The organism is Enterobacter sp. K16B, from assembly GCF_020216105.1.
Taxonomy (GTDB): Bacteria; Pseudomonadota; Gammaproteobacteria; order Enterobacterales; family Enterobacteriaceae; genus Enterobacter; species Enterobacter sichuanensis.
This window is the reverse complement of record NZ_JAIWJZ010000016.1, coordinates 1-26,424: the sequence shown is the minus strand read 5'-3', so window position 1 is coordinate 26,424 and position 26,424 is coordinate 1. Positions and strand designations below refer to the sequence as shown.

The window sequence follows — 26,424 nt, the reverse complement described above, 5'->3', positions numbered from 1 at the left end:
GTGGGGTCTCCCCATGTGAGAGTAGGGAACTGCCAGGCATCAAACAAGTGAAGAGGCCATCCGAAAGGATGGCCTTTTTGCGTTTCTGAACCAATGAATTTTGTAGGCCGGGTAAGGCAAAGCCGCCACCCGGCTAGTCAGGCCGCATTCCACGCCACAATAAATTCCGCAATCCCATCCACATCATTTAAATTCAGTACCGGAACCTCAAGCGGCAACATAACATCACTGGCGACGGCAATCACATGCTCATCAAGCGTTAATTCGCTGACATCATGCCCGGCATCGCTTCTGAACAGCAGGATCTTTGGCACGGCCTCATGCTTAAACCCCTCAACCAGCACCAGATCCAGCGTGGAATGATCCATTCGACTCACCAGGTACGAGAGATCCAGAGGCGCTTCATCCGGCGTTTCTGTCATTAATGCCCAGCGCTGAGAACTTGCCACCATCGTTTGCGCTGCACCCGCTTTACGCAACTCATAGCTATCTTTGCCTGGTTTATCGACATCCATATTATGGTGGGTGTGCTTGATCAGTCCGGGACGGATACCTCTGGCACACAGCGCAGGAATGAGCTTTTTTAACAACGTGGTTTTCCCGGTGCCACTCCAGGCGGAAATAGCCAGAACAGGTCTCATCTTTTCTCCTGCATCATCTGCAACTCTTCACACGTATTCACGTTCACAAACGCTGCTTTCACATCGCTAAAATCAACGGAATGGCCGCCAGACTCGCGCATAAAGACCATCACTCTGCGTTCGCCTGCCGTGAGGTACTCCTGCAGGGCAGGTGCGAGCGATCGGTGCATCAACGCAATAGCAGGATGGTCACGCTCCCCGTCGTGTACCCAAACCACGGGCGCTGTACCACGAAGCCGGAACAGCCGCTCGACAAGACAGGACGGAATAAAGGGCGTATCGCAGGGGCAGAAGATAAACCACTCGCCCTGAGATTGTTGCATAACGGAAAGCATACCGGCCAGCGGTCCCGGATAATCTTTCAGGTTATCCGGGTAAACGGCATACCCGCTGCGCTGGTAAGTGTCGATATGCCTGTTCGCACTGATGACCATTGTTGTCACCTGGTCTGCGAGTATATCTGCGACACATTGCCATAGAGGTTTGCCGTTCAGACATTGTAACCCCTTATCTTTCCCACCCATTCGTGTCGCCCTACCGCCAGCCAGAACGACCCCAATGATTTCCTGGTTAAGATTCACGAATATCGCCTCTTTTATTGTGGGATTGACCCTGCTAACGTGTCACTCTAAATGAAAGGAGCACCACCATGAAATGTAAACGTCTGAATGAAGTTATTGAACTCCTCCAGCCCGCCTGGCAAAAAGAGCCAGAGCTGAATCTGATGCAATTTTTACAGAAACTGGCGAAAGAGTCAGGTTTTGACGGCGAACTGGCAGACCTTTCTGACGACATCCTGATCTATCATCTTAAAATGCGTGACTCTGCCAAAGATGCTGTTATTCCTGGTATTCAGAAAGATTATGAGGAAGATTTTAAGACTGCGCTGTTGCGCGCCCGAGGCGTAATTAAAGAGTAAAAGCTTGTAAGTGGCGGCACCGAAATCGCCACAAGATGATATCCTGAATCATTCGTATAATTTCCGGATGATCGGATGAACGACCAGGCTTTTACTTTCCAGACATTACACCCGGACACCATTATGGATGCCCTGTTTGAACAGAGCATTCGGGTGGATTCCGGGCTAACACCGTTAAACAGCTACGAAAACCGCGTCTATCAATTCCAGGACGAGGATCGTCAGCGCTTCGTCGTAAAGTTCTATCGTCCTGAACGCTGGTCCGCAGAACAGATTCAGGAAGAGCATCAGTTTGCCCACGATCTGCTGGATGACGATGTCCCCGTTGCCGCACCGCTAAAATTCAATAACCAAACGCTCCTGACGCACGAAGGGTTTTATTACGCGGTATTCCCGAGTCTGGGCGGTCGTCAGTTTGAAGCGGATAATATCGATCAGATGGAGTGGGTGGCTCGCTATCTGGGGCGCATACATCAGACGGGGCGCAAAAAAGCCTTTATTGCCCGCCCGACTATTGGCATTCAGGAATACCTTCTTGAACCACGTGGCATATTCGAAACATCTGCCATGATCCCCACTGCGCTAAAGGATGATTTCCTCAACGCTACCGATAAGCTTATTGCTGCGGTGAAAAACTGCTGGCGTGATGATATTTCCGTCCTGCGCCTGCATGGCGATTGTCACGCCGGAAATATTCTCTGGCGCGATGGCCCGCTCTTTGTCGATCTTGATGATGCGCGTATGGGGCCAGCGGTTCAGGACCTGTGGATGCTGCTCAATGGCGACAAAGCTGAGCAACGCATGCAGCTTGAAACCATTATTGAAGCCTATGAAGAATTTAGCCCATTTAATTCAGACGAAATTGCCCTGATTGAGCCTTTACGTGCTATGCGTTTTGTTTATTATCTCGCATGGTTAATCAGGCGTTGGGACGATCCCGCATTTCCTCGAAATTTCCCGTGGCTTACCGGAGAGGATTACTGGCGTAGCCAGATATCTACATTTACTGAGCAGGTCAAGGTTCTTCAGGAGCCCCCTCTGCAATTAACGCCGATGTATTAATTGGACACACCCAGGAGAGAGTTAATCATGAAAAAAATTTGGCTGGCGCTGGCAGGTATGATTCTGGCATTTAGCGCTTCTGCTGCGCAGTTTACCGACGGCAAACAGTACATCACGCTGGACAAACCGGTCGCTGGCGAGCCACAGGTTCTGGAGTTCTTCTCGTTCTATTGCCCACACTGCTATCAGTTTGAGCAGGTGCTGCATGTCTCTGACAGCGTGAAGAAAAAACTGCCGGAAGGCACCAAAATGACCAAGTACCACGTTGAGTTCCTGGGTCCACTGGGCAAAGACCTGACTCAGGCATGGGCGGTGGCTATGGCATTGGGCGTGGAAGATAAGATCACGTCGCCAATGTTTGAAGCCGTACAGAAAACCCAGACCGTTCAGACCACTGCGGATATCCGCAAAGTGTTCGTTGAAGCCGGCGTAAAAGGTGAAGAGTATGATGCAGCATGGAACAGCTTCGTAGTGAAATCACTGGTTGCCCAGCAGGAAAAAGCGGCGGCTGACCTCCAGCTCCAGGGCGTTCCGGCGATGTTTGTTAACGGCAAATATCAGCTGAACATGCAGGGCATGGACACCAGCAGCATGGATATCTTCGTACAGCAGTATGCAGATACCGTGAAATACCTGGTTGAGAAGAAGTAATTTCACTGATGTAAAAACGCCGGTCACTGACCGGCGTTTTTGTATGAAGATTTTATATTGTCTATCTGTTCGTCTTTCTCTTTCCAGAGCGTATTAAGCCACTGCTGGAAACGACGTTTGAAATTTTTATCGTTTACGTAGTCACCGTGCAGTTCAGCGTCTATCGGCACCAGCTCAACACGGACAACAATGCGCGTCAGTTTGCCGCTGAGCATATCGAAGAACGGCGTCTTATCGTTTTCCGGATAGCAGAGCGTGACGTTCAGCAGTTTATCGAACTGTGCGCCCAGCACATTCAGCGCCATCGCTATGCCCGCGGCCTTTGGCGGCAGCAGGTTCTGATAAGGGGAGCGCGTTTGCTGGCGCTTCTCTTGTGTAAACCGGGATCCTTCAACGAAGTTCACGATGGTGGTGGGATGCGCGCGAAATTTTTCACAGGAACGGCGTGTTGTCTCCACGTCCTTGCCGCGACGTTCTGGATGACGAATCAAATAGCTGCGCGAATAGCGTTTCATAAACGGCATATCGAGCGCCCAGCAGGCCAGTCCGATAAAAGGCACCCACGCGAGCTGCTGTTTCAGGAAGTATTTGTTCATGGGGATGTGCTTGCGGAAAAGCACACACAACACCACGATATCAGCCCAACTGTGATGATTACAGATCAGCAGATACCAGTTCTTTTTATTAAGGTTTTCCAGCCCTTCGACGTCCCACTTCAGATGCGGGTTCAGGCGCAGCAGGATCGCCAGACCTTCGCACCAGCAGTACATCATGAAGTTACAAAATGCGGATACGGCTCGCCACACCACAGGGACAGGCAGCAGCAGTTTAATGATCCCGGCGATAATGATCGGCACAGAGCAGGCGATAGTCACCAGGATAGTTAAAATGATGCTTAACAGTAAAGTTATTGCAGCGAGCAATCTCGACATGATGAGTCTTTTCAAGTAGTTAGCTTTAAATGAGCGGCCGGCTATTTGGCGCTGGGCGCTGATTTTACCAGAAAACAGACAAAGTAATGGCGCTTTCATGTCAGGAGTGGGCCGCTTTTACCCTGGCGCAGAAGATTTCTCTATGATTCTTCGCTTATCAAGGCTTATATCCACATAGACTAAATTGTCATCAGTTGGCTCTATAGATAGGATCCAACACACTAACAATATGATTATTAAGATCTAAATATCATCCCATATGTCTTTTTTGCGTCTGTTATTCATATGAAGTGAAAATATACACAAACTTATCCACAGTTTTATTTTTGCGAGCGATCCTGACGATCGCAAAATCTTTTCCTGTATCTGGCGCTAATACCTGATGTTTTCATCCTTCTGTGGCATCCTTTAGGCATAAATTGATTAAAGGCACGGACATTATGGTTCAGATCCCAGAAAACCCTCTTATTCTCGTCGATGGCTCTTCTTACCTGTATCGGGCGTACCATGCGTTTCCTCCTCTGACCAACAGCGCAGGGGAACCTACCGGCGCAATGTACGGCGTGCTGAATATGCTGCGCAGCCTGATCCTTCAGTATCAGCCAACCCATGCGGCCGTCGTTTTCGATGCGAAAGGTAAAACGTTCCGCGATGAGTTGTTTGAGCATTACAAATCCCACCGTCCGCCAATGCCTGACGATCTGCGTGCGCAGATTGAGCCGCTGCACGCCATGGTGAAAGCGATGGGTCTGCCGCTGCTGGCTGTCTCAGGCGTTGAAGCGGATGACGTCATCGGTACGCTGGCGCGTGAAGCAGAAAAGATGGGCCGTCCGGTACTGATCAGCACCGGTGATAAAGATATGGCGCAGCTGGTGACGCCAGGGATCACCCTGATTAACACCATGACCAACACCATTCTGGGGCCGGAAGAGGTGGTCGCAAAGTATGGCGTGCCGCCAGAGCTGATTATCGATTTCCTCGCGTTGATGGGCGACTCCTCGGATAACATCCCTGGTGTGCCGGGCGTCGGTGAAAAAACGGCACAGGCGCTGCTGCAGGGGCTGGGCGGGCTGGATACGCTTTACGCGGAGTCGGATAAAATCGCCGGGCTCTCCTTCCGTGGGGCAAAAACCATGGCCGGAAAACTGGAAGAGAACAAAGAGGTGGCTTATCTCTCTTATCAGCTGGCGACCATCAAAACCGATGTCGAACTGGAACTGGGCTGTGAACAGCTGGAGGTACAACAGCCTTCCGCTGACGCGCTGCTGAGCCTGTTTAAGAAATACGAATTTAAACGCTGGACCACTGACGTGGAAGCCGGTAAATGGCTGCAGGCAAAAGGGGCCAAACCTGCTGCAAAGCCGAAGGAAACCATTGTTATTGATGCCGAAGAGCAGGCGGAAGAAGAAGCCGTGGCGCTTTCCTTCGACAACTATGAAACCATTCTTGAAGAATCGCAGCTCATCGCCTGGATTGAGAAACTGAAAAAGGCACCTGTCTTCGCTTTTGACACCGAAACGGACAGTCTCGATAACATCTCTGCCAATATGGTGGGCCTCTCCTTTGCGACAGAGCCGGGTGTTGCGGCCTATGTTCCTGTGGCGCATGATTATCTGGATGCGCCGGAGCAAATCTCGCGCGACCGTGTGCTTGAGTTGCTGAAGCCAATCCTGGAGGACGAAAAGGCGCTGAAGGTCGGGCAGAACCTCAAGTATGACCGCGGCATTTTGCAAAACTACGGCATTGAACTGCGTGGAATTGCCTTTGACACTATGCTCGAATCCTACATTCTGGATAGCGTCGCGGGCCGCCACGATATGGATTCCCTCTCTGAGCGCTGGCTTAAGCACAAAACCATCACGTTTGAAGAGATTGCCGGTAAAGGGAAAAATCAGCTTACCTTTAACCAGATTGCTCTAGAAGAAGCCGGACGCTACGCGGCGGAAGACGCTGATGTCACGCTGCAGCTACACCTGAAGATGTGGCCAAAACTGCAGAAGCATGAAGGGCCGCTGAACGTATTCCAGAACATCGAGATGCCGCTGGTTCCCGTGCTTTCACGCATCGAACGTAACGGTGTCAAAATCGACCCGACGGTACTGCATAACCACTCCGGGGAGCTTGCACAGCGCCTGACCGAGCTTGAGCAAAAGGCGCATGAGCTTGCCGGTGAGCCGTTTAATCTCTCCTCTCCAAAACAGCTGCAAACCATTCTGTTTGAAAAGCAGGGGATCAAACCGCTGAAGAAAACCCCTGGTGGCGCGCCATCAACTTCAGAAGAGGTTCTGGAAGAGCTGGCGCTGGATTATCCGCTGCCAAAAGTGATTCTGGAGTACCGCGGTCTGGCGAAGCTGAAATCGACCTACACTGATAAGCTGCCGCTGATGATCAACCCGAAAACGGGTCGTGTACACACCTCCTATCATCAGGCTGTCGCGGCAACGGGTCGTCTCTCGTCAACCGATCCAAACCTGCAGAACATCCCGGTACGTAACGAAGAAGGCCGCCGTATTCGCCAGGCCTTTATTGCACCCGATGACTATCTGATTGTTTCTGCAGACTACTCGCAAATTGAGCTGCGTATTATGGCGCACCTGTCCCGTGACAAGGGGCTGTTGACGGCGTTTGCCGAAGGGAAGGATATCCACCGGGCGACCGCGGCGGAAGTTTTCGGTCTGCCACTGGAGAACGTGACAAACGAACAGCGCCGCAGCGCGAAAGCGATCAACTTCGGTCTGATTTACGGCATGAGTGCATTTGGTCTTTCTCGCCAGCTTAATATCCCGCGCAAAGAGTCGCAGAAGTATATGGATCTCTACTTTGAGCGTTATCCGGGCGTACTGGACTATATGGAACGCACCCGTGCTCAGGCGAAGGAGAAAGGCTACGTTGAAACCCTGGATGGCCGTCGCCTCTATTTACCGGACATCAAATCCAGCAACGCGGCACGTCGTGCGGGCGCAGAACGTGCAGCAATCAACGCCCCGATGCAGGGAACCGCAGCGGACATTATCAAGCGCGCCATGATCGCGGTGGATGCGTGGCTGGAACAGGAGAAGCCACGCGTGAAAATGATCATGCAGGTACACGATGAACTGGTATTCGAAGTGCACAAAGACGATCTTGATACCGTGTCGAAGAAGATCCACGAACTGATGGAAAGCAGCATGACACTTGACGTGCCGTTGCTGGTGGAAGTGGGAAGTGGTGAAAACTGGGATCAGGCTCACTAACGGTTCGGGCAATAACGCGCTTTTTATGTAAGTTAGCAACATAACGATGTGCGTTTTGTGACGATCATTAGAATTCCCTATGTAAAGAATGAAAAAAAACTACAAAAAGTGCTTTTTCTGCGGCAAAAAAAGGGGTAGAGTTAGCGACGTAGGGTACAGAGGTAAGATGTTCTATCTTTCAGACCTTTTACTTCACGTAATCGGATTTGGCTGAATATTTTAGCCGCCCCAGTCAGTAATGACTGGGGCGTTTTTTATTGTGGCAAAGAAAATTCAGGTAAAAAAAGCGCGGCCATTGCCGCGCCCGGTATCACTCTTCTTCCGCTTCTGTCGCGGGTTCCAGCTCGCTAAACCAGGTGTCGAGCTTCTGACGCAGCTTGTCCACACCCTGCTTTTTCAGCGAGGAGAACGGCTCAACCTGTACGTCACCGTTGAAGGCCAGCACCGCTTCGCGAACCATATTCACCTGCGCTTTGCGCGCACCGCTCGCCAGCTTATCCGCTTTTGTCAGCAGCACCAGAACGGCAATATCACTTGCGACAGCCCAGTCGATCATTTGCTGATCGAGGTCTTTCAGCGGGTGGCGAATATCCATTAGCACCACCAGACCCTTCAGGCACATGCGTTTTTCCAGGTATTCACCGAGCGCACGCTGCCACTTGATCTTCATCTCTTCCGGTACCTGGGCATAACCGTAACCCGGTAAGTCGACCAGGCGTTTGCCATCGGCCACTTCAAACAGGTTAATCAGCTGGGTACGGCCAGGTGTTTTTGAGGTACGCGCCAGGTTCTTCTGATTGGTCAGCGTATTCAGTGCGCTGGATTTTCCCGCGTTTGAACGGCCAGCAAAGGCCACTTCGATACCGGTATCAGAAGGCAGGTGGCGAATATCGGGCGCACTGGTGACAAAATGCGTCTGTTGGTAGTTCCAGGTAGTCACGTGGTCGTCTCCAAAAATCGTAATCTGCGGGGGATTATACCTGAATGCGGGCAAAAGACTTTTTTCATTGCACTCCGCCTGTAGGCTTAAGCCCTGGCCGCTGTGAGAGATCGGCTATAAGTACTATGGGATATTTCAGAGAAATCGCAGGGGTAAAAAAAGACAAACTGTTTTAAATCATAATCTTATTTCCGGGTAATTATCTGAAAATCCGTTTTTGTACCGTTTCGTTGCTTGTTAGTTTAAGCGAACACGGTAAAGTATGCGGCAAGGCGAGGAAGCCAACAGGATAATGACTTAAGGATAAGGGTCAGGAGCGCCAGGAGGCGAAGACGCAGGATTGTCAGGATGACAAACGCCTGGAGGCGTTTTAACAGGAAAGGGAACCGTATCACGGACGGTAGTAGCCAAGGGATAAACAGGGTTTGTTGTTGGCAAACAAGGAATGTCTGACCCGCTAAGGGTTGTGAGTCAGGAAAAAAGGCGACAGATTGCTCTGTCGCCTTTTTTCTTTGCTTGCTTTCTGCTAGATTTCGCCGCAATTCTATACTGAAGAAAACGACTTAAAGATAAAACATCATGAAAAAACCGACCTCCGCAGCGGGCGCTAAACGCCCTGCCAAAGCACGCCGCAAAACGCGCGAAGAACTGAACCAGGAAGCGCGCGATCGCAAACGCGATAAAAAACATCGCGGTCATGCGGCGGGTAGCCGTGCAAACGGTGGCGGTACAGCAGGTGCTTCTGCTAAAAATAAGCCGCAGAAAGATCCACGTATCGGCAGTAAAACTCCCATTCCACTGGGCGTGACAGACACCCCGGTTACTAAGCAGCACAAACCAAAGAGCGAGAAACCTATGCTTTCACCGCAGGCTGAGCTGGATTTGCTGGAGAACGATGAGCGCCTGGACGCGCTGCTGGAACGTCTTGAAGAGGGGGAAACCCTGACTGCGGAAGAGCAGTCATGGGTGGATGCTAAACTGGATCGTATCGACGAGCTGATGCAGAAGCTGGGCCTGTCATACGACGATGACGAAGATGAAGAAGAAGAAAAGCAGGAAGATATGATGCGTCTTCTGAAGGGTGGAAACTAACATTTGCACCCGGCAGGAACGATAGTCCTGCTTATAACCCTTCCGGTTGTATGTTATCTGGTGTGGTTATTCGTTAAACTACGGCGGTTGTCGCGGCGACAGAAGTGGCTGCGCACCCGATTGATGGCCCGCAATGGGGCCAGAACGGGCCGCCGTAAACGAACGCGACACCAACGGAAGGAGTGAGCATGTCTGTACCATCTATCGACTGGGATTTGGCCCTGATCCAGAAGTATAACTATTCCGGGCCGCGTTATACGTCCTACCCTACCGCGCTGGAGTTTTCCGACGCCTTCGGCGAGGATGATTTTCAGCAGGCTGTCGCGCGCTATCCTGAGCGTCCGCTGTCGCTCTACGTCCATATTCCGTTCTGCCACAAGCTCTGCTACTTCTGCGGCTGCAATAAAATTGTGACCCGTCAGCAGCACAAAGCCGACCAATACCTTGATGCGCTCGAACAAGAAATTGTGCATCGCGCGCCGCTGTTTGCCGGTCGTCACGTCAGCCAACTTCACTGGGGCGGCGGCACGCCAACCTATCTGAATAAAGCGCAGATCAGCCGTTTGATGACGCTTCTGCGCGGGCACTTCCATTTTAACGATGATGCTGAAATCTCGATCGAGGTCGATCCCCGCGAAATTGAGCTGGATGTGCTGGATCATTTACGCGCCGAAGGCTTCAATCGCCTGAGTATGGGCGTGCAGGACTTCAACAAAGAGGTCCAGCGTCTGGTCAACCGCGAGCAGGACGAAGAATTTATCTTTGCCTTACTCAACCATGCGCGTGACATTGGCTTCACTTCGACCAATATCGATCTGATTTATGGCCTGCCAAAGCAAACGCCGGAAAGCTTCGCCTTCACGCTGAAGCGCGTGTCCGAACTCAACCCGGACCGCCTGAGCGTCTTTAACTATGCGCATCTGCCGACGCTCTTTGCGGCTCAGCGCAAAATCAAAGACGCCGATCTCCCTTCCGCCCAACAGAAGCTGGATATCCTGCAGGAGACCATCACCTCGCTGACCGGGGCCGGCTATCAGTTTATTGGTATGGATCACTTTGCCCGTCCGGATGACGAGCTGGCTATTGCTCAGCGCGACGGGGTACTGCACCGTAACTTCCAGGGCTATACGACCCAGGGCGATACCGATCTGTTGGGGATGGGCGTCTCCGCCATCAGCATGATTGGCGACTGTTACGCGCAGAACCAGAAAGAGCTGAAGCTGTACTATCAGCAGGTGGATGAGACCGGAAACGCGCTGTGGCGCGGTATAGCGTTAACGCGTGACGACTGCATTCGTCGTGATGTGATTAAGGCACTGATCTGCAATTTCCGCCTCGATTTCAGCGATGTTGAGTCGCAATGGGATCTGCAGTTCAGCGATTATTTTGCAGAAGACCTGAATCTTCTGGCACCGCTGGCGAAAGACGGGCTGGTGGCGGTCTCGGAGAGTGCGATTGAGGTCACGCCGAAAGGGCGTCTGTTGATTCGTAATATTTGCATGTGTTTTGACGCCTACCTGCGGCAGAAAGCGCGTTTGCAGCAGTTCTCGCGGGTGATTTAAGCCGCAAAAGCACGAAAGGTAGGCCGGGTAAGGCGTAACCGCCACCCGGCTTTTCATTGACAGCTCGTTAGCTAAACAGCCCAACCAGCGCCGCACACAGCACAGCCGCAACGGCGGTTTGTGGCGTGTGGCTTTCAGCGGCTCCGCTAGAGAGCATATTCACCAGTGTTTCCAGCATGATGTTCACCCCCAATTTCCGGGCACGATCATACAAAACTCAATGAAACAGTAAAGCGCAAAATAACGGCAATTTGCGCTCAATTAATAACCTTTACACAAGAGCTGATATTATTCCATACCCAGCTCTTTAAGCTTGCGCGTCAGGGTATTACGTCCCCATCCCAACAGGCGAGCGGCTTCCTGCTTATGGCCCTGGGTATGACGAAGCGCGGTGGTTAACAGCGTACGTTCCATCTCTGGCTGTGCTTCAGAAAGCAGGTTTTGATGACCGGAACGCAGCGCACGGTCGGCCCACTGTGCCAGCAGCGTCGCCCAGCTGTCCGGCAGCGCGTGCCCGGTACTGCTTTCGGGGGCCGTCGCTTCAAACAGCTCAGCCGGTAAATCCTGAATCAATACTTCCTGCCCGGCGGCCATCACGGTGAGCCAGCGGCAGGTATTTTCCAGCTGACGTACGTTGCCTGGCCACGCCAGACGCGTAAGCGCGGCATCGGTTTCCGGATGAAGCTGTTTGGCTTCCACGCCCAGCTCACGGGCGGCCACCTGCAGGAAATGACGCGCCAGGCGAGGGATATCTTCACGACGTTCACGCAGCGGTGGCAGATGAACGCGAATCACGTTCAGGCGATGGAATAAATCCTCACGGAATTTACCTTCCTGCACCCGCTGCTCCAGGTTCTGGTGGGTCGCGGCAATAATACGCACATCCACCTTCACCGGCGCATAGCCGCCCACGCGATAAAACTGCCCGTCGGCCAGCACGCGCAGCAGGCGGGTCTGGACATCCAGCGGCATATCGCCGATCTCATCCAGGAACAGCGTGCCGCCGTCAGCCTGTTCGAAGCGCCCCTGGCGAATGGTATTCGCACCGGTAAATGCCCCTTTTTCATGGCCGAACAGTTCGGACTCAATCAGGTCCTTCGGGATTGCCGCCATATTCAGGGCAATAAACGGCGCTTTTGCCCGCGGGCTGTGGCGATGTAATGCATGCGCTACAAGCTCTTTACCGGTTCCTGATTCACCGTTAATCAATACGCTGATGGATGAGCGGGACAAACGGCCAATAATGCGAAACACATCCTGCATCGCCGGCGCTTCGCCGATGATGTCTGTCGTTGGACCAAAATCGGGCGTATGGCGCGGCTGTTGCTGCTCCTGATAATGGCTAATCGCGCGCTCAACCAGCGCCACGGCTTCGTCGATATCAAACGGTTTGGGCAGGTAATCGAACGCCCCTTGCTGATAGGCGCTCACCGCGGCATCCAGATCGGAGTGTGCCGTCATGATGATGACCGGAAGCATGGGGTGGCGTTGTTTGATCTGCTTTAACAGCGCCAGCCCGTCCATACCCGGCATACGAATATCCGAAAGCAGCACGTCCGGCGTTTTAGTGGTGAGTGCGTCGAGCACTTCGCTGCCGCTCTCAAACGTCGTGCAGCTTAATCCAGCCCCTGTGAGCGCGCGTTCAAGCACCCAACGGATGGAGCTATCGTCATCGACTACCCAGACTATCCCTCGTTGCATAAACGTCACCTTTATTTTTTAATCGGCAGGAAAACCGAAAACTCGGTATGTCCCGGCCAACTGGTAAATTCAATTTTTCCAGAGTGTTGGTCGATCAAACTGCGGGCAATGGATAAGCCCAGGCCGGTCCCGCCTTCGCGCCCGCTGACCATCGGGTAGAACAGGGTATCCTGCAGATGCGAGGGAATACCGGGCCCGTTATCCTCAACGTCGATTCGGGCTGCCAGACGGTAGCGCACGCCGTGTAACGTCAGCTGGAAAGCGGTGCGGGTGCGTAAAACAATCTCGCCCCCTTCCGGCCCCAGCGCCTGCAGCGCATTGCGTACAATGTTCAACAGGACCTGTTCTATCTGGTCCGGGTCATGCGCCAGTTCCGGCAGGCTTGGGTCGTAATCACGCACCAGCGTGACGTTCTCCGGCAGCTCCATAGAGACGAGTTTCACCACCCGTTCAGCCACTTTATGGATGCTTTCTGTGACATGCATTCCCGGCTGTTGCGGCCCGAGAAGACGATCAACCAGATTACGCAGACGGTCTGCCTGCTCAATGATGACGTTGGTGTACTCCGCCAGCGCAGGGTCGGGCAGCGCCTTGGTCAGAAGCTGCGCTGCGCCGCGTAACCCACCCAGCGGGTTTTTGATTTCATGCGCCAGGCCCCGCACCAGATCGCGGGCGGCAATTTGCTGCGCATGCTGAAGCTGTTCCTGGCTCAGTCGACGCTGATTATCCATCGGCGCCATTTCCAGCAGGATCAATCCTTCAGGAAGACGTTGCGCGGTAAGCGACAGAATATGCGAGCGCCCGTCGATCACCAGCGTCACTTCGTTATCGGTGAACCCCTGGCCCGCCTGTAAACTTTCCTGCATCAGGCCAATATTCAGTGAAAAATAGCTCAGGAGTTCCGGAAGCGGGGTGCCAAACAGTTTACGCGCGCTTTGGGCAAGCAGCTGCTGCGCCGCCGGGTTGGCGTAATGCACGGCCAGCTCGTCATCGACCAGCAAAATGCTGTTAATCAAAGAATTGAGGATCTGCCCAGCATCGGGCAGCGTGCCAGTTGCCATTCAGCAGTCTCCTGGAGTTGTTTGCACTAATTTAGTGCAGTATAGCGTTTTCGGCGTAAAAAGCGCGTGAGATCAGGTTGTTGGTGGAGAAAAAAGCCCATCCGGAGATGGGCTAAAAGTTTCCACGGCAACTACTCCCGGCGCTTGTCACGCCGGGTAAAACAACTTAATTAAACGCTGTAGTACAGTTCGAACTCAACCGGATGCGGAGTCATGCGCACGCGGTCGTTCTCTTCGGTACGCAGGGCGATGTAAGCATCGATAGCGTCGTCAGTGAATACGCCACCTGCAGTCAGGAACTCGCGGTCTGCGTCCAGCGCCTGCAGGGCTTCTTCCAGAGAGCCAGCAACCTGTGGGATCTCTTTCGCTTCTTCTGGCGGCAGGTCGTACAGGTTTTTGTCCATCGCTTCGCCTGGGTGGATCTTGTTCTTGATACCGTCCAGACCCGCCATCAGCAGTGCTGCGAAGCACAGGTATGGGTTAGCCGCTGGATCCGGGAAGCGAACTTCGATACGACGCGCTTTAGGAGACGCCACCACCGGGATACGGATAGAAGCAGAACGGTTACGCGCAGAGTAAGCCAGCATCACTGGCGCTTCGTAGCCCGGGACCAGACGCTTGTAGGAGTTAGTGGTTGGGTTCGCCAGGGCGTTGATCGCTTTAGCATGCTTGATTACGCCGCCAATGTAGTACAGCGCCTGCTCAGACAGACCGGCATACTTGTCGCCAGAGAACAGGTTGGTACCGTTCTTGGACAGAGACATGTGGCAGTGCATACCGGAACCGTTATCGCCAAACATCGGTTTTGGCATGAAGGTCGCGGTTTTACCGAAACGGTGCGCAACGTTGTGCACAACGTATTTGTAGATCTGAATTTCGTCCGCTTTTTTGGTCATGGTGTTGAAGCGGGTAGCCACTTCGTTCTGACCAGCCGTTGCCACTTCGTGGTGGTGCGCTTCAACAACCAGGCCCATCTCTTCCATCACCAGACACATGGTGGAACGAATGTCCTGTGCAGAGTCGACCGGAGGAACCGGGAAATAGCCGCCTTTCACGCCAGGACGGTGACCTTTGTTACCACCTTCGTATTTGGTGGAAGAGTTCCATGCGCCTTCGATGTCATCGATAGCAACGTGGGAACCAGAAATAGACGCGCCGAAACGGATGTCATCGAACAGGAAGAATTCTGGCTCTGGCCCGAACAGAACGGTGTCTGCGATGCCGGTAGAACGCAGGTACTCTTCAGCGCGTTTCGCGATAGAGCGTGGGTCGCGGTCGTAGCCCTGCAGGGTGCCTGGCTCGAGGATGTCGCAACGGATAATCAGAGTTGGTTCTTCGAAGAACGGATCAATGACCGCAGTGGTTGCATCTGGCATCAGAACCATGTCGGATTCGTTAATGCCTTTCCAGCCACCAATGGAGGAGCCGTCAAACATTTTGCCTTCTTCGAAGAATTCGGCGTTCACCTGATGAGCAGGGATTGTGACGTGCTGTTCTTTACCTTTGGTATCGGTGAAGCGCAGATCAACAAACTTCACTTCATGTTCGTTCAGCATCGTCAAAACGTGTTCAGCGGACATACTTAACTCTCCAGATTGGTCATTGTCGTCGTGGTAACGAGGTCTTCAGTTTCTGTTTGTACTGGCTGTTGCCATGTATTTTTTATAAAGCGAAATCTGTGCCAACTTTTAAAACACCCCCAAAAGGCGTTATCATGCGCACCATAGTGCAAAAGGGCTGCACCACAATGGTTATGTTGCACCAGTATAGTGCTTCAGTGTGAACACCGAGCACCATATTGGTGCAATTTTCGTTAAAGTGCCCTTTTTCGCTCCGTGAAAGCGATCACAAAGCATCTCTGCGATACTTGTTTGCGGAGGATGTTTGTGATCCTGTTTTGTAGTGCGATTAATCCGTGTACAATAACGCGCTATTTCTAATGCCTGAGGCAAAGTTGTGATCGAAAATTTGCGTAACATCGCCATCATCGCGCACGTTGACCATGGTAAAACTACCCTGGTTGATAAGCTGCTGCAGCAATCCGGTACGTTTGATGCGCGTGCCGAAACTCAAGAGCGTGTGATGGACTCCAACGATTTGGAGAAAGAGCGTGGGATTACCATCCTCGCGAAAAACACCGCTATTAAATGGAATGACTACCGTATCAACATCGTTGATACCCCAGGGCACGCCGACTTCGGTGGTGAAGTTGAGCGCGTGATGTCCATGGTGGATTCCGTGCTGCTGGTGGTTGACGCCTTTGACGGCCCTATGCCGCAAACGCGCTTCGTGACCAAAAAAGCATTTGCCCATGGCCTGAAACCTATTGTTGTTATCAACAAGGTTGACCGTCCTGGCGCACGTCCTGACTGGGTTGTTGATCAGGTATTCGACCTGTTCGTTAACCTCGACGCGACCGACGAACAGCTGGACTTCCCTATCATTTACGCTTCGGCTCTGAATGGTATCGCGGGTCTGGATCACGAAGATATGGCGGAAGACATGACCCCGCTGTATCAGGCGATTGTCGATCACGTACCGGCACCGGATGTTGATCTGGATGGTCCACTGCAGATGCAGATCTCCCAGCTGGACTACAACAACTACGTTGGCGTCATCGGTATCGGCCGTATCAAACGCGGTAAAGTGAAGCCAAACCAGCAGGTTACTATCATCGATAGCGAAGGCAAAACCCGTAACGGTAAAGTCGGCAAAGTGCTGACTCACCTGGGTCTGGAGCGTATCGACAGCGATCTGGCTGAAGCGGGCGACATCATCGCTATCACCGGTCTGGGCGAGCTGAACATCTCTGACACCATCTGCGATCCGCAGAACGTGGAAGCGCTGCCAGCCCTGTCTGTTGATGAACCCACCGTTACCATGTTCTTCAACGTCAACACCTCTCCGTTCTGTGGTAAAGAAGGTAAATTCGTTACCTCTCGTCAGATCCTTGACCGCCTGAACAAAGAGCTGGTGCACAACGTTGCGCTGCGCGTTGAAGAAACCGAAGACGCTGATGCATTCCGCGTTTCTGGTCGTGGCGAGCTGCACCTGTCTGTTCTGATTGAAAACATGCGTCGTGAAGGTTTCGAAATGGCGGTTTCCCGTCCGAAAGTTATCTTCCGCGAAATCGACGGCCGTAAACAAGAGCCGTTCGAAAACGTGACGCTGGACGTTGAAGAGCAGCACCAGGGTTCTGTGATGCAGGCGCTGGGTGAGCGTAAAGGCGACCTGAAAAACATGAATCCAGATGGCAAAGGCCGCGTACGTCTCGACTACGTGATCCCAAGCCGTGGCCTGATCGGCTTCCGTTCTGAGTTCATGACCATGACCTCTGGTACCGGTCTGCTGTACTCTACCTTCAGCCACTACGACGACGTGCGTCCGGGTGAAGTGGGCCAGCGTAACAACGGCGTACTGATCTCCAACGGTCAGGGTAAAGCGGTTGCGTTTGCGCTGTTCGGTCTGCAGGATCGCGGCAAGCTGTTCCTGGGCCACGGTGCTGAAGTCTATGAAGGCCAGATTATCGGTATTCACAGTCGTTCTAACGACCTGACCGTAAACTGCCTGACCGGTAAGAAACTGACCAACATGCGTGCGTCCGGTACTGACGAAGCAACGGTTCTGGTTCCACCGATCAAGATGACCCTGGAGCAGGCTCTGGAATTCATCGACGACGACGAACTGGTAGAAGTGACGCCACTGTCTATCCGTATCCGTAAACGTCACCTGACCGAGAACGATCGTAAACGTGCAATGCGCGGTGCGAAAGAAGAGTAATTCACTCCTCTCTGGTCAACAAAACCCCGTCCTTGTGGCGGGGTTTTTCTTTTTCAACCCGGCGTGGACTCCATAGCCAAACCTTATCTTTCCCGCTACAGTTACTTTTCCACGGCGAGCAGGAGATAAACATGCTTTATATCTTTGATTTAGGAAACGTAATCGTCGATATCGATTTCAATCGGGTGCTGGGCGCATGGAGCGATTTTAGCCGTGTTCCGCTGGCGACGTTAAAGCAGAATTTCACAATGGGCGAGACCTTCCACCAGCATGAGCGCGGTGAGATCAGCGATGAAGAATTCGCGGAACGTTTCTGCCAGGAGATGGATCTACCGTTAAGCTACGAGCAGTTTTCCCACGGCTGGCAGGCGGTTTTTGTCGCCATACGGCCCGAGGTGATCGACATCATGCATAAATTGCGCGAGCAGGGCCACCGGGTGGTTGTGCTGTCGAATACCAACCGCTTGCACACCACGTTCTGGCCTGAGGAGTACCCTGAGGTTAAGGCCGCCGCAGACAAAATCTACCTCTCCCAAGAGATGGGAATGCGTAAACCTGAAGCGCGAATTTATCAGGCTGTTCTCCAGGCGGAAGGATTTACCGCGGCCGATGCGGTCTTTTTCGACGACAATGCCGATAATATAGAGGGAGCTAACCAGTTGGGTATCACGTCTGTTCTGGTGACCGGAAAAGAGACGATACCAAACTACTTTGCGAAGCAGTTATGCTAAAAACCGTTCATCAAAAAGCCACGCACCATACTCGCCCGCTCAGGGCCTGGCTGAAACTGCTCTGGCACCGCATTGATGAGGACAACATGACCACGCTGGCAGGTAACCTCGCCTACGTGTCGTTGCTCTCATTAGTGCCGCTGGTGGCGGTTATCTTTGCCCTGTTTTCCGCTTTTCCGATGTTTGCCGACGTCAGCCTGCAGCTTCGCCATTTTGTCTTCGCCAATTTCATTCCCGCAACCGGGGATGTCATACAGAACTACATTGAGCAGTTTGTGGCTAACTCCAGCAAGATGACGGCAGTGGGGGCGTGCGGCCTTATCGTGACGGCGCTGTTGTTGATGTACGCCATTGATAACGCGCTGAACACTATCTGGCGGAGTAAAAAGACACGGCCAAAGGTGTATTCCTTTGCCGTGTACTGGATGATCCTTACGCTTGGGCCGTTGCTGGCCGGTGCGAGTCTGGCGATCAGTTCGTATCTGCTTTCACTGCGTTGGGCCAGCGATCTCAACGGCGCCATTGATAACGTGTTGCGTATCTTCCCGCTGATTTTGTCGTGGCTCTCTTTCTGGTTGCTCTACAGCGTGGTGCCGACCACGCGCGTGCCTAACCGTGATGCGGTTGTTGGCGCGCTGGTGGCGGCGGTGCTCTTCGAACTGGGCAAGAAGGGGTTTGCCCTTTACATCACCATGTTCCCGTCCTATCAGCTGATTTATGGCGTGCTGGCGGTGATCCCTATTTTGTTTGTCTGGGTTTACTGGACCTGGTGTATCGTCTTGCTTGGTGCGGAAATAACTGTCACTCTCGGCGTATACCGCGAACTTAAAAAAGCAGCAGAAGCTGAAAAACAACAAGAAGCAGACCAACCATGATTGCATTGATACAGCGCGTAACCCGTGCCAGCGTCACCGTGGAGGGAGAGGTGACGGGTGAAATTGGCCCAGGACTTTTGGTGTTGTTAGGTGTCGAAAAGGATGATGACGAACAAAAAGCTAACCGCTTGTGTGAGCGCGTGCTGGGCTACCGTATTTTCAGCGATGCGGAAGGCAAGATGAACCTGAACGTTCAGCAGGCGGGCGGCAGCGTGCTGGTGGTTTCCCAGTTTACGCTGGCCGCCGATACCGAGCGCGGCATGCGCCCGAGTTTCTCTAAAGGCGCCGCGCCGGATCGTGCAGAAGCACTTTATGAATACTTTGTTGAGCGTTGTCGCCAGCAGGAAATGAATACGCAAACCGGACGATTCGCTGCAGATATGCAGGTTTCGCTGGTGAACGATGGCCCCGTCACATTCTGGCTCCAGGTATGAGCCAGCTGGCGGCGTGGCCGCGGGTAACAAGAGAGAGTACAGCTATGTATCACCTTCGAGTACCGCAAACGGAAGAAGAGTTAGAAGCTTATTACCAGTTCCGCTGGGAAATGCTGCGCAAGCCATTACATCAGCCTAAAGGGTCTGAGCGTGACGCCTGGGACGCGATGGCCCACCATCAGATGGTGATGGACGAAGAGGGGAACCTCGTCGCCGTCGGGCGTTTGTATATCAACGCCGATAACGAAGCCTCTATTCGCTTTATGGCGGTTCATCCCTCCGTGCAGGACAAAGGTCTGGGAACGCTGATGGCGATGACCCTGGAGTCCGTTGCCCGCCAGGAAGGCGTTAAGCGCGTCACCTGTAGCGCCCGTGAAGATGCTGTCGAGTTCTTTGCCAAGCTCGGTTTTGTGAATCAGGGGGAGATCACGACCCCGCAAACCACGCCAATTCGCCACTTTTTGATGATTAAACCCATCGCCACGCTGGACGATATCCTCCATCGCGCCGACTGGTGCGGACAGCTCCAGCAGGCCTGGTATCAGCACATTCCGCTCAGTGAAAAAATGGGCGTGCGTATTCAGCAGTACACCGGGCAAAAATTCATTACCACCATGCCGGAAACCGGCAATCAGAACCCGCACCACACGCTGTTTGCCGGCAGCCTGTTTTCGCTCGCCACGCTCACCGGCTGGGGGCTTATCTGGCTAATGCTGCGCGATCGCCATCTGGGCGGCACGATCATTCTTGCCGATGCGCACATCCGTTATAGCGCCCCGATAAGCGGCAAGCCGAGCGCCGTGGCCGATCTGGGTTCACTGGGTGGTGATCTGGACCGTCTGGCACGCGGTCGCAAGGCCCGCGTACAGATGCAGGTTGAACTGTTTGGAGATAAAACACCGGGAGCGGTGTTTGAAGGCACCTATATCGTTCTTCCGGCGAAGCCTTTTGGCGCATATGAAGAGGGTGGGAACGAGGAGGAGTAAGGTTCCCCGATGTTATCGCCGGGCGGAGTTGATCCGCCAGGCGATTGCCATAGTAACGTTCTTTTCGCTGTATTAATATACAGTTTATAGCCTGGTTTCATGCGGATGAAAACAACAAATTTTGTGAACTCATTGATCTGGAAAGCGGCTCGCAAATACCAGGGAAAAGCCTGGCTGGTGCTTTAATCCGGATTACAGAAAGCGTATGTTGCCTTAAAAATGGACAATAATGATATACTAAGGTGATATATGAGTTTGTTGGCGGAGCTTAACATGGGCAGGATCCTGATCGATTTGTCGGATGACGTTATTCAGCGTCTCGATAACCTCAAACAGCTACGTAACCAACCTCGTGCCGAATTACTGCGTGAAGCAATTGAGCAGTATCTCGACCAGCAGAGTTCTTCGATTATTCGCGATGCGCTTGGCTTGTGGGGAAACCAGCAGGAAGATGGGCTTGAGTATGAACGTAAGTTGCGTGAGGAGTGGTAGGTATGGAACACATGGCGGTGTTTGATACCAATATCCTGATCGACCTTTTCAATAATCGTGTCGAGGCAGCAAATACAATCGAAAGCGCTGCATCGCACCGAGCGATCAGTCTCATCACCTGGATGGAAGTCATGGTGGGGGCACGCAAGTATGGCCATGAAGCGAAAACAGCGGCGTTAATGGGCGCTTTTGAGATTATTGAGGTAAACCGAGATATCGCAGAAAGAAGCGTAATGCTCCGCGAGCGGCATGGCATGAAGCTTCCGGATGCCATTATTTTAGCGACGGCTCAAAGCAGAAATTGCCCGTTAATCATCCGGAATACCAAAGACTTTCAGGGGATCGCCGGAGTAGTTTTACCTTATCAACTGTAGGCCGGGCAAGCACGCGCCGCCCGGCACTGTCACAGGGAATTACTCCCCTTCACCCGGGAACAGGAACGGGTTGATAGAGCTGCGGGCAAAGCCCTCCTGCTCCATTTTCGCATCCAGAATCAGCGAGGCGAGATCGTCAGCGACCGCTTCAACTTTCGGATCTTTTTCCTGATACAGAATCTTCAGGTAGGTCCCGCAGTCACCGCAGCTTTCGGCTTTCACCGCCGCGTCTTCGTTTTCCAGCGACCAGTAGTTCAGATCGCGGGTCTGCTCGCAGTTGCTGCATTTCACACGCACCACGTGCCACTCGGTTTCACACAGGTTGCAGTGCAGGTAACGTAGCCCCTGGGTGGTGCCAATTTGTACCATGCTTGAGACCGGCATGGAGCCACACACCGGGCAGAACTGACGCGCTTCACCGTATTCGGCGCGAGCTTTGCCGGGGATCAGGCTTGCCATTTGCGCCCAGTAAAGCGACAGCGCAGCCCAGATGAACGGCGCTTTATCGCTGCTGACCTGTGAGAAGTCGGACGCGAACAGCGCGCTCGCCATCTCTTCCAGCTCCTGCTCGGACGCTTTCTCCAGATTCTCGATGACCGCCAGCGCGGTACCGCTCATCTCAGGCTTCAGCTCGGCAATCAGCGAATGCAGCAGCTTATGCCAGTGCTTATCGCGCGGCAGGACGTGGATATCGAGCGGCGGCTTGCCCTGAGCGTTGGCTTCTTTGATGCGCGCGGTCAGATCCATTTGCAGCGGATGGTCGTACAGCACCACTTCCTGCGCATGGGCAACCAGCGCGGCAAAACGCAGAAAATCGCCCAGCGGGTTGTTCTCTGCCAGCTCGCGCAGACGCTCTGCGCGGCGGTTGTAGAGGTTCTTGAGTCTGGGGAATAACAACGGCGGAATATATTCCGCCGTGCGTTTCTCGCTCGACCCCAGCTCATCTTGCGGGATTATGCGAATACTCATTCAGATGACTTTTCCTGTTTCTGGCGAACTTCTCGGTACCAGCGCGGGTGATGTTTCTTCGCCCACGTGCTGGTTACCCAGCCTTCCACCATCGCGGTAATGGTGCCTTTTACCCAAAGGGCGGCGTAGATATGCACCATGATAACCACAATTAACGCCACTGCGGCAAATGAATGCAGCATCAGCGCGAATCGGATCACCGGGATTGAGAAAGCAGGCGCAAAGTACGGACGCCAGATGATCACGCCGCTGACCAGCAACAGGACCAGGAAGATAATCGCCGCCCAGAATACGCATTTCTGGCCGAAGTTATAACGCCCGGTGTCACCTACTTCCTCGTTGACGACGATCTTACGAATATTCTTCGCCCAAAAGATATCATCCCGATTGATTAGGTTATGGTGCCAGTAGCGGAAAAACATGATGATAAACGAGGCAAACATCACCACACCCACGAACGGGTGAAGGATGCGCGCCAGCTGTGGCGTTCCCAGTACCTGCATCAGCCAGTTGAAGGAGGGGAAGAAGAACCCCAGCCCGCTTATCGCCGCCAGCATGAAGCAGAAGGCGGTGATCCAGTGGTTGATGCGTTCCGGCGCGGTGTAGCGCACGATGGTGTCACGTTTTTTCATTTGCGCACCTCGTCTTTCTCTTCATGCAGGTTGTCGTCTTCCTCTTCCGCGCGGTTCGGCCCGACGCCGACGTAGTGGAAGATGCTCGCTGCGAAGGTGGCAGCAAAACCAACCGCTGCCAGCGGTTTCCAGATGCCTTTCCAGAATTTCACGGTGGCGCTGATCTCCGGGTTCTCCGGCAGGCCGTGATACAGATTCGGCTTGTCGGCGTGATGCAGAACGTACATCACGTGTGTACCGCCAACCCCGGCCGGATCGTACAGGCCTGCGTTGTCGTAACCACGGGTTTTCAGCTCCCCCACGCGCTCTGCCGCCAGCGTTTTCATATCCTCTTTTGAACCAAAGTGGATAGCGCCGGTTGGGCAGGTCTTCACGCAGGCAGGCTCCTGGCCGACGTTAACGCGGTCGACGCACAGCGTACATTTGTAGACGCGGTTGTCTTCCGGGTTCAGTCGCGGCACGTTGAACGGACAGCCCGCGATGCAGTAGCCGCAGCCAATGCACTGCTCAGACTGGAAGTCGACGATACCGTTCGCATACTGAATAATAGCCCCTTCTGACGGGCACGCCTTCAGGCAGCCCGGATCCGCGCAGTGCATACAGCCATCTTTGCGGATAAGCCATTCCAGTTTGTCGTTCTGCTCTACTTCAGAGAAACGCATCACCGTCCAGGACTTGGCGGTCAGATCCGCCGGGTTGTCGTACACCCCGACGTTATGACCCACTTCGTCACGGATGTCGTTCCACTCCGAGCACGCCACCTGACAGGCTTTACAGCCAATACAGGTGGTCACGTCGATGAGCTTAGCCACTTCCTGCTGGTGGTCCCGCGCCTGAGGCGCGGGCGTGAAACTGTTAGTCGCGGAACGACGGATAATGTCCTGAGATTGATAAGCCATAAGTCGTCTCCGTTACACCTTTTCCACGTTCACGAGGAAGGCCTTAAACTCCGGCGTCTGAGTGTTCGCATCGCCGACGAACGGCGTCAGGGTGTTCGCAATGAACCCTTTCTTCGCCACGCCCTCATAACCCCAGTGAATCGGAATACCGATGGTATCCACCTGCTGGCCGTGAACGTTCAGCGTGCGAATACGCTTGGTCACTACGGCCTTGGCTTTGATGTAGCCACGGTTAGAAGAGACCTTAACGGTATCGCCATGGGCAATGCCGAGCTTGTTCGCCAACTTCTCGCCGATCTCCACAAACTGTTCCGGCTGCGCGATGGCGTTAAGCAGCGCGTGCTTGGTCCAGTAGTGGAAGTGTTCGGTCAGACGATAAGTGGTGCCCACATACGGGAACTTGTCTTTTTTCCCCAGCGCGTCGAAATCGCCCTTGAAGATACGGGCTGCCGGGTTAGAGACCACGTTCGGGTGCAGCGGGTTGGTGCCCAGCGGCGTCTCAAACGGCTCGTAGTGTTCCGGGAACGGCCCTTCCGCCATCTTATCGATAGCAAACAGACGTCCCATCCCTTCAGGCTGCATAATAAACGGCCCGACATCGCTACCCGGCGGTGCAGTGCTGTAGTCCGGAATATCCACGCCGCCCCATTTCGCGCCGTCCCACTTCAGCAGCTGACGCTTTGGATCCCACGGGTTGCCCTGCGGGTCAGCGGATGCGCGGTTATAGAGGATACGGCGGTTGAGCGGCCATGCCCATGCCCAGCCCAGCGTATTGCCCAGACCTGACGGGTCGGCGTTATCGCGGTTGGCCATCTGGTTGCCTTTCGGCGTCCAGCTACCGGCAAAGATCCAGCAGCCGCTGGAGGTGGTACCGTCATCACGCAGGTGCGCGAATGTACTGAGCTGATCGCCTTTCTTCGCCAGCACGGTGCCGGTGGCCGGGTCGATAACGTCCGCCAGCGCCTTACCGTTGCTCTCCATCGCCACTTCTTCCGGCGCTGGATTTTCTGGCGTTGAGTAGTTCCAGGTCATGTTCAGGACCGGTTCCGGGTTCGCGCCGCCTTCAGCCGCGTACATCTTACGCAGGCGTAAGAAGATACCGGCCAGGATTTCGCCGTCGTTCATGGCGATACCCGGGGCGTCCGCGCCTTTCCAGTGCCACTGCAGCCAGCGTCCGGAGTTGACGATAGAGCCGTTCTCTTCCGCGAAGCAGGTCGATGGCAGGCGGAACACTTCGGTCTGAATCTTCGATGGGTCGACATCGTTCGATTCACCGTGGTTCTGCCAGAACGTTGAGGTCTCGGTATTGAGCGGGTCAATCGTCACCAGGAACTTCAGTTTCGACAGCGACTCAACAACCTTGTTCTTGTTCGGGAACGACGCAACCGGGTTAAAGCCCTGGCACAGATAGCCGTTCACTTTGCCCTGGTGCATCATCTCGAAGTACTGCAGAACGTCGTAACCTTTGTCCCACTTCGGCAGCCAGTCAAAGCCCCAGCTGTTTTCCGCCGTCGCTTTGTCGCCGAAGAAGGCTTTCATCATCGAGACGAAGAACTTCGGATAGTTGCCCCAGTAGTTCACCTGGCCTTCGAGCAGCGGTTTAGGCGTGCTGGCCGTCAGGTAGGTTTGCAGGTCGGTCTGTTTCTCGCTTGGCAGGTTCATATAGCCCGGCAGGCTTTGAGACAGCAGGCCGAGGTCAGTCAGGCCCTGAATGTTGGAGTGACCACGCAGGGCGTTTACGCCGCCGCCTGCCATCCCCATGTTACCGAGCAGCAATTGAACCATCGCCATGGTACGGATGTTCTGTGCGCCGATGGAGTGTTGCGTCCAGCCGAGGGCGTACAGGAACGACGCGGTTTTATCTTTCGCGCTGGTTTCTGCGATAAGCTCGCACACCTTCAGGAAGTCCGCCTTCGGTGTACCACAGATGTTCTCGACAACTTCCGGCGTGTAGCGGGAGACGTGCTCTTTCAGCAGATTCCACACGCAGCGCGGGTGTTGCAGGGTGGTATCGCGCTTCGCAAAGCCTTTCTCGTCCAGCTCGTAGTTCCAGCTGGTTTTGTCGTATTTGCGTTTTTCGGCGTCATAACCGCTGAACAGGCCATCTTCGAAGTGGTAATCCTCACGCACGATCAGGCTGGCGTTGGTATAGGCTTCGGTGTATTCGCGGTTATATTTTTCGTTGGTCATCAGGTACAGCAAGACGCCTGACAGGAAAGTGATGTCAGTACCTGAACGAATAGGGGTGTAGAAATCCGCCACCGACGCAGTACGCGTAAAGCGGGGATCGATCACAATCAGTTTCGCACCGTTGTGGATTTTGGCTTCCATCGCCCAGCGGAACCCGACAGGGTGCGCTTCAGCGGCGTTACCGCCCATCACCACAATGAGGTTGGCGTTCTTGATGTCGACCCAGTGGTTGGTCATCGCACCGCGACCAAATGTTGGAGCAAGACTT

At 53.7% G+C, this 26,424-nt stretch carries 25 protein-coding genes; 13 read left to right on the top strand and 12 right to left on the bottom strand.

The genetic code is table 11. The features are described from left to right. Window positions 1-137 precede the first annotated feature (137 nt). Both mobB and mobA read right to left on the bottom strand, forming a co-directional pair. Window positions 138-641 (bottom strand): molybdopterin-guanine dinucleotide biosynthesis protein MobB, encoded by a 504-nt coding sequence (mobB, locus tag LDK53_RS04300; protein WP_225284665.1) that lies wholly within the window; start codon window positions 639-641, stop codon window positions 138-140. After that, complete coding sequence (mobA, locus tag LDK53_RS04295) at window positions 638-1,222, bottom strand: molybdenum cofactor guanylyltransferase MobA (protein WP_155031887.1); 585 nt, start codon at window positions 1,220-1,222, stop codon at window positions 638-640. The genes mobB and mobA overlap by 4 nt, the downstream gene beginning before the upstream one ends. Window positions 1,223-1,290: 68 nt before the next feature. Here mobA and LDK53_RS04290 point away from each other — a divergent pair, with 68 nt between their 5' ends. From LDK53_RS04290 to dsbA, 3 genes are all read left to right on the top strand, one after another. Continuing rightward, window positions 1,291-1,560 carry a YihD family protein gene (locus tag LDK53_RS04290; RefSeq protein ID WP_003861904.1) on the top strand — a complete coding sequence of 90 codons (270 nt, stop codon included), beginning with the start codon at window positions 1,291-1,293 and terminating at the stop codon, window positions 1,558-1,560. Window positions 1,561-1,635: 75 nt separating this feature from the next. After that, window positions 1,636-2,622: a serine/threonine protein kinase gene (locus tag LDK53_RS04285; protein WP_225284664.1), complete on the top strand. Its 987-nt coding sequence runs from the start codon at window positions 1,636-1,638 to the stop codon at window positions 2,620-2,622. Between the two features lie 27 nt (window positions 2,623-2,649). Beyond that, window positions 2,650-3,273: a thiol:disulfide interchange protein DsbA gene (gene dsbA, locus LDK53_RS04280; RefSeq protein ID WP_095452421.1), complete on the top strand. Its 624-nt coding sequence runs from the start codon at window positions 2,650-2,652 to the stop codon at window positions 3,271-3,273. 23 nt (window positions 3,274-3,296) lie between these two features. On the opposite strand, the gene LDK53_RS04275 is transcribed toward dsbA, so the two are convergent. Further along, on the bottom strand, window positions 3,297-4,205 hold the full coding sequence (locus LDK53_RS04275; RefSeq protein ID WP_025759568.1) for an acyltransferase: 909 nt from the start codon (window positions 4,203-4,205) through the stop codon (window positions 3,297-3,299). Between the two features lie 440 nt (window positions 4,206-4,645). Here LDK53_RS04275 and polA point away from each other — a divergent pair, with 440 nt between their 5' ends. Continuing rightward, window positions 4,646-7,438, top strand: coding sequence for a DNA polymerase I (gene polA / locus LDK53_RS04270; RefSeq protein ID WP_225284663.1), 2,793 nt, complete (start codon window positions 4,646-4,648; stop codon window positions 7,436-7,438). Window positions 7,439-7,748: 310 nt separating this feature from the next. Here the strand turns inward: polA and yihA are convergent, their stop codons facing one another. Continuing rightward, window positions 7,749-8,378 (bottom strand): ribosome biogenesis GTP-binding protein YihA/YsxC, encoded by a 630-nt coding sequence (yihA, locus tag LDK53_RS04265; RefSeq protein WP_045285688.1) that lies wholly within the window; start codon window positions 8,376-8,378, stop codon window positions 7,749-7,751. Window positions 8,379-8,957: 579 nt separating this feature from the next. Between yihA and yihI the strand changes: the two genes are divergently transcribed. Both yihI and hemN read left to right on the top strand, forming a co-directional pair. Beyond that, the gene (gene yihI / locus LDK53_RS04260) at window positions 8,958-9,470 is read left to right on the top strand and encodes a Der GTPase-activating protein YihI (RefSeq protein WP_025759565.1); all 513 of its coding nucleotides are present in this window, start codon (window positions 8,958-8,960) and stop codon (window positions 9,468-9,470) included. A gap of 188 nt (window positions 9,471-9,658) precedes the next feature. After that, window positions 9,659-11,032, top strand: coding sequence for an oxygen-independent coproporphyrinogen III oxidase (hemN, locus tag LDK53_RS04255; RefSeq protein ID WP_059386318.1), 1,374 nt, complete (start codon window positions 9,659-9,661; stop codon window positions 11,030-11,032). Between the two features lie 67 nt (window positions 11,033-11,099). Here the strand turns inward: hemN and LDK53_RS04250 are convergent, their stop codons facing one another. From LDK53_RS04250 to glnA, 4 genes are all read right to left on the bottom strand, one after another. Beyond that, window positions 11,100-11,210, bottom strand: coding sequence for a YshB family small membrane protein (locus LDK53_RS04250; RefSeq protein WP_032670298.1), 111 nt, complete (start codon window positions 11,208-11,210; stop codon window positions 11,100-11,102). Between the two features lie 110 nt (window positions 11,211-11,320). Further along, entirely contained in the window at window positions 11,321-12,733 is a 1,413-nt protein-coding gene (glnG, locus tag LDK53_RS04245) for a nitrogen regulation protein NR(I) (protein WP_020883985.1), read from the bottom strand. An 11-nt stretch (window positions 12,734-12,744) separates the two neighbouring features. Next, window positions 12,745-13,794 (bottom strand): nitrogen regulation protein NR(II), encoded by a 1,050-nt coding sequence (glnL, locus tag LDK53_RS04240; protein ID WP_045285690.1) that lies wholly within the window; start codon window positions 13,792-13,794, stop codon window positions 12,745-12,747. Window positions 13,795-13,964: 170 nt separating this feature from the next. After that, window positions 13,965-15,374: a glutamate--ammonia ligase gene (gene glnA, locus LDK53_RS04235; RefSeq protein ID WP_008501856.1), complete on the bottom strand. Its 1,410-nt coding sequence runs from the start codon at window positions 15,372-15,374 to the stop codon at window positions 13,965-13,967. 376 nt (window positions 15,375-15,750) lie between these two features. On the opposite strand from glnA, the gene typA reads away from it, so the two are divergent. The 7 genes from typA to LDK53_RS04200 all read left to right on the top strand — a co-directional run bounded on the left by typA (window position 15,751) and on the right by LDK53_RS04200 (window position 21,466). Then, window positions 15,751-17,574, top strand: a complete 1,824-nt coding sequence (gene typA, locus LDK53_RS04230; RefSeq protein ID WP_008501854.1) for a ribosome-dependent GTPase TypA — start codon at window positions 15,751-15,753, stop codon at window positions 17,572-17,574. A gap of 131 nt (window positions 17,575-17,705) precedes the next feature. Further along, on the top strand, window positions 17,706-18,305 hold the full coding sequence (gene yihX, locus LDK53_RS04225; protein WP_047959731.1) for a glucose-1-phosphatase: 600 nt from the start codon (window positions 17,706-17,708) through the stop codon (window positions 18,303-18,305). Then, window positions 18,299-19,180: a virulence factor BrkB family protein gene (locus LDK53_RS04220; protein WP_045285692.1), complete on the top strand. Its 882-nt coding sequence runs from the start codon at window positions 18,299-18,301 to the stop codon at window positions 19,178-19,180. The genes yihX and LDK53_RS04220 overlap by 7 nt, the downstream gene beginning before the upstream one ends. Then, on the top strand, window positions 19,177-19,614 hold the full coding sequence (dtd, locus tag LDK53_RS04215) for a D-aminoacyl-tRNA deacylase (protein ID WP_008501836.1): 438 nt from the start codon (window positions 19,177-19,179) through the stop codon (window positions 19,612-19,614). Before LDK53_RS04220 ends, dtd begins: the two co-directional genes overlap by 4 nt. Window positions 19,615-19,658: 44 nt before the next feature. Then, window positions 19,659-20,600 carry a fatty acid biosynthesis protein FabY gene (fabY, locus tag LDK53_RS04210; RefSeq protein WP_225284658.1) on the top strand — a complete coding sequence of 314 codons (942 nt, stop codon included), beginning with the start codon at window positions 19,659-19,661 and terminating at the stop codon, window positions 20,598-20,600. A gap of 249 nt (window positions 20,601-20,849) precedes the next feature. Then, the gene (locus LDK53_RS04205) at window positions 20,850-21,092 is read left to right on the top strand and encodes a ribbon-helix-helix protein, CopG family (RefSeq protein WP_059386317.1); all 243 of its coding nucleotides are present in this window, start codon (window positions 20,850-20,852) and stop codon (window positions 21,090-21,092) included. Window positions 21,093-21,094: 2 nt separating this feature from the next. After that, a complete protein-coding gene (locus LDK53_RS04200) occupies window positions 21,095-21,466 on the top strand; it encodes a type II toxin-antitoxin system VapC family toxin (RefSeq protein WP_225284657.1) in 372 nt (123 codons plus the stop codon). A 39-nt stretch (window positions 21,467-21,505) separates the two neighbouring features. Here the strand turns inward: LDK53_RS04200 and fdhE are convergent, their stop codons facing one another. The 4 genes from fdhE to fdnG all read right to left on the bottom strand — a co-directional run. After that, a complete protein-coding gene (fdhE, locus tag LDK53_RS04195) occupies window positions 21,506-22,435 on the bottom strand; it encodes a formate dehydrogenase accessory protein FdhE (RefSeq protein ID WP_025759557.1) in 930 nt (309 codons plus the stop codon). Beyond that, window positions 22,432-23,067: a formate dehydrogenase cytochrome b556 subunit gene (fdoI, locus tag LDK53_RS04190; protein WP_045285696.1), complete on the bottom strand. Its 636-nt coding sequence runs from the start codon at window positions 23,065-23,067 to the stop codon at window positions 22,432-22,434. The genes fdhE and fdoI overlap by 4 nt, the downstream gene beginning before the upstream one ends. Beyond that, complete coding sequence (gene fdxH / locus LDK53_RS04185; RefSeq protein ID WP_025759554.1) at window positions 23,064-23,966, bottom strand: formate dehydrogenase subunit beta; 903 nt, start codon at window positions 23,964-23,966, stop codon at window positions 23,064-23,066. The genes fdoI and fdxH overlap by 4 nt, the downstream gene beginning before the upstream one ends. A gap of 12 nt (window positions 23,967-23,978) precedes the next feature. Further along, window positions 23,979-26,424, bottom strand: a 2,446-nt coding sequence (gene fdnG / locus LDK53_RS04180) for a formate dehydrogenase-N subunit alpha (protein ID WP_225284654.1), incomplete at its 5' end; no start/stop codon positions are given.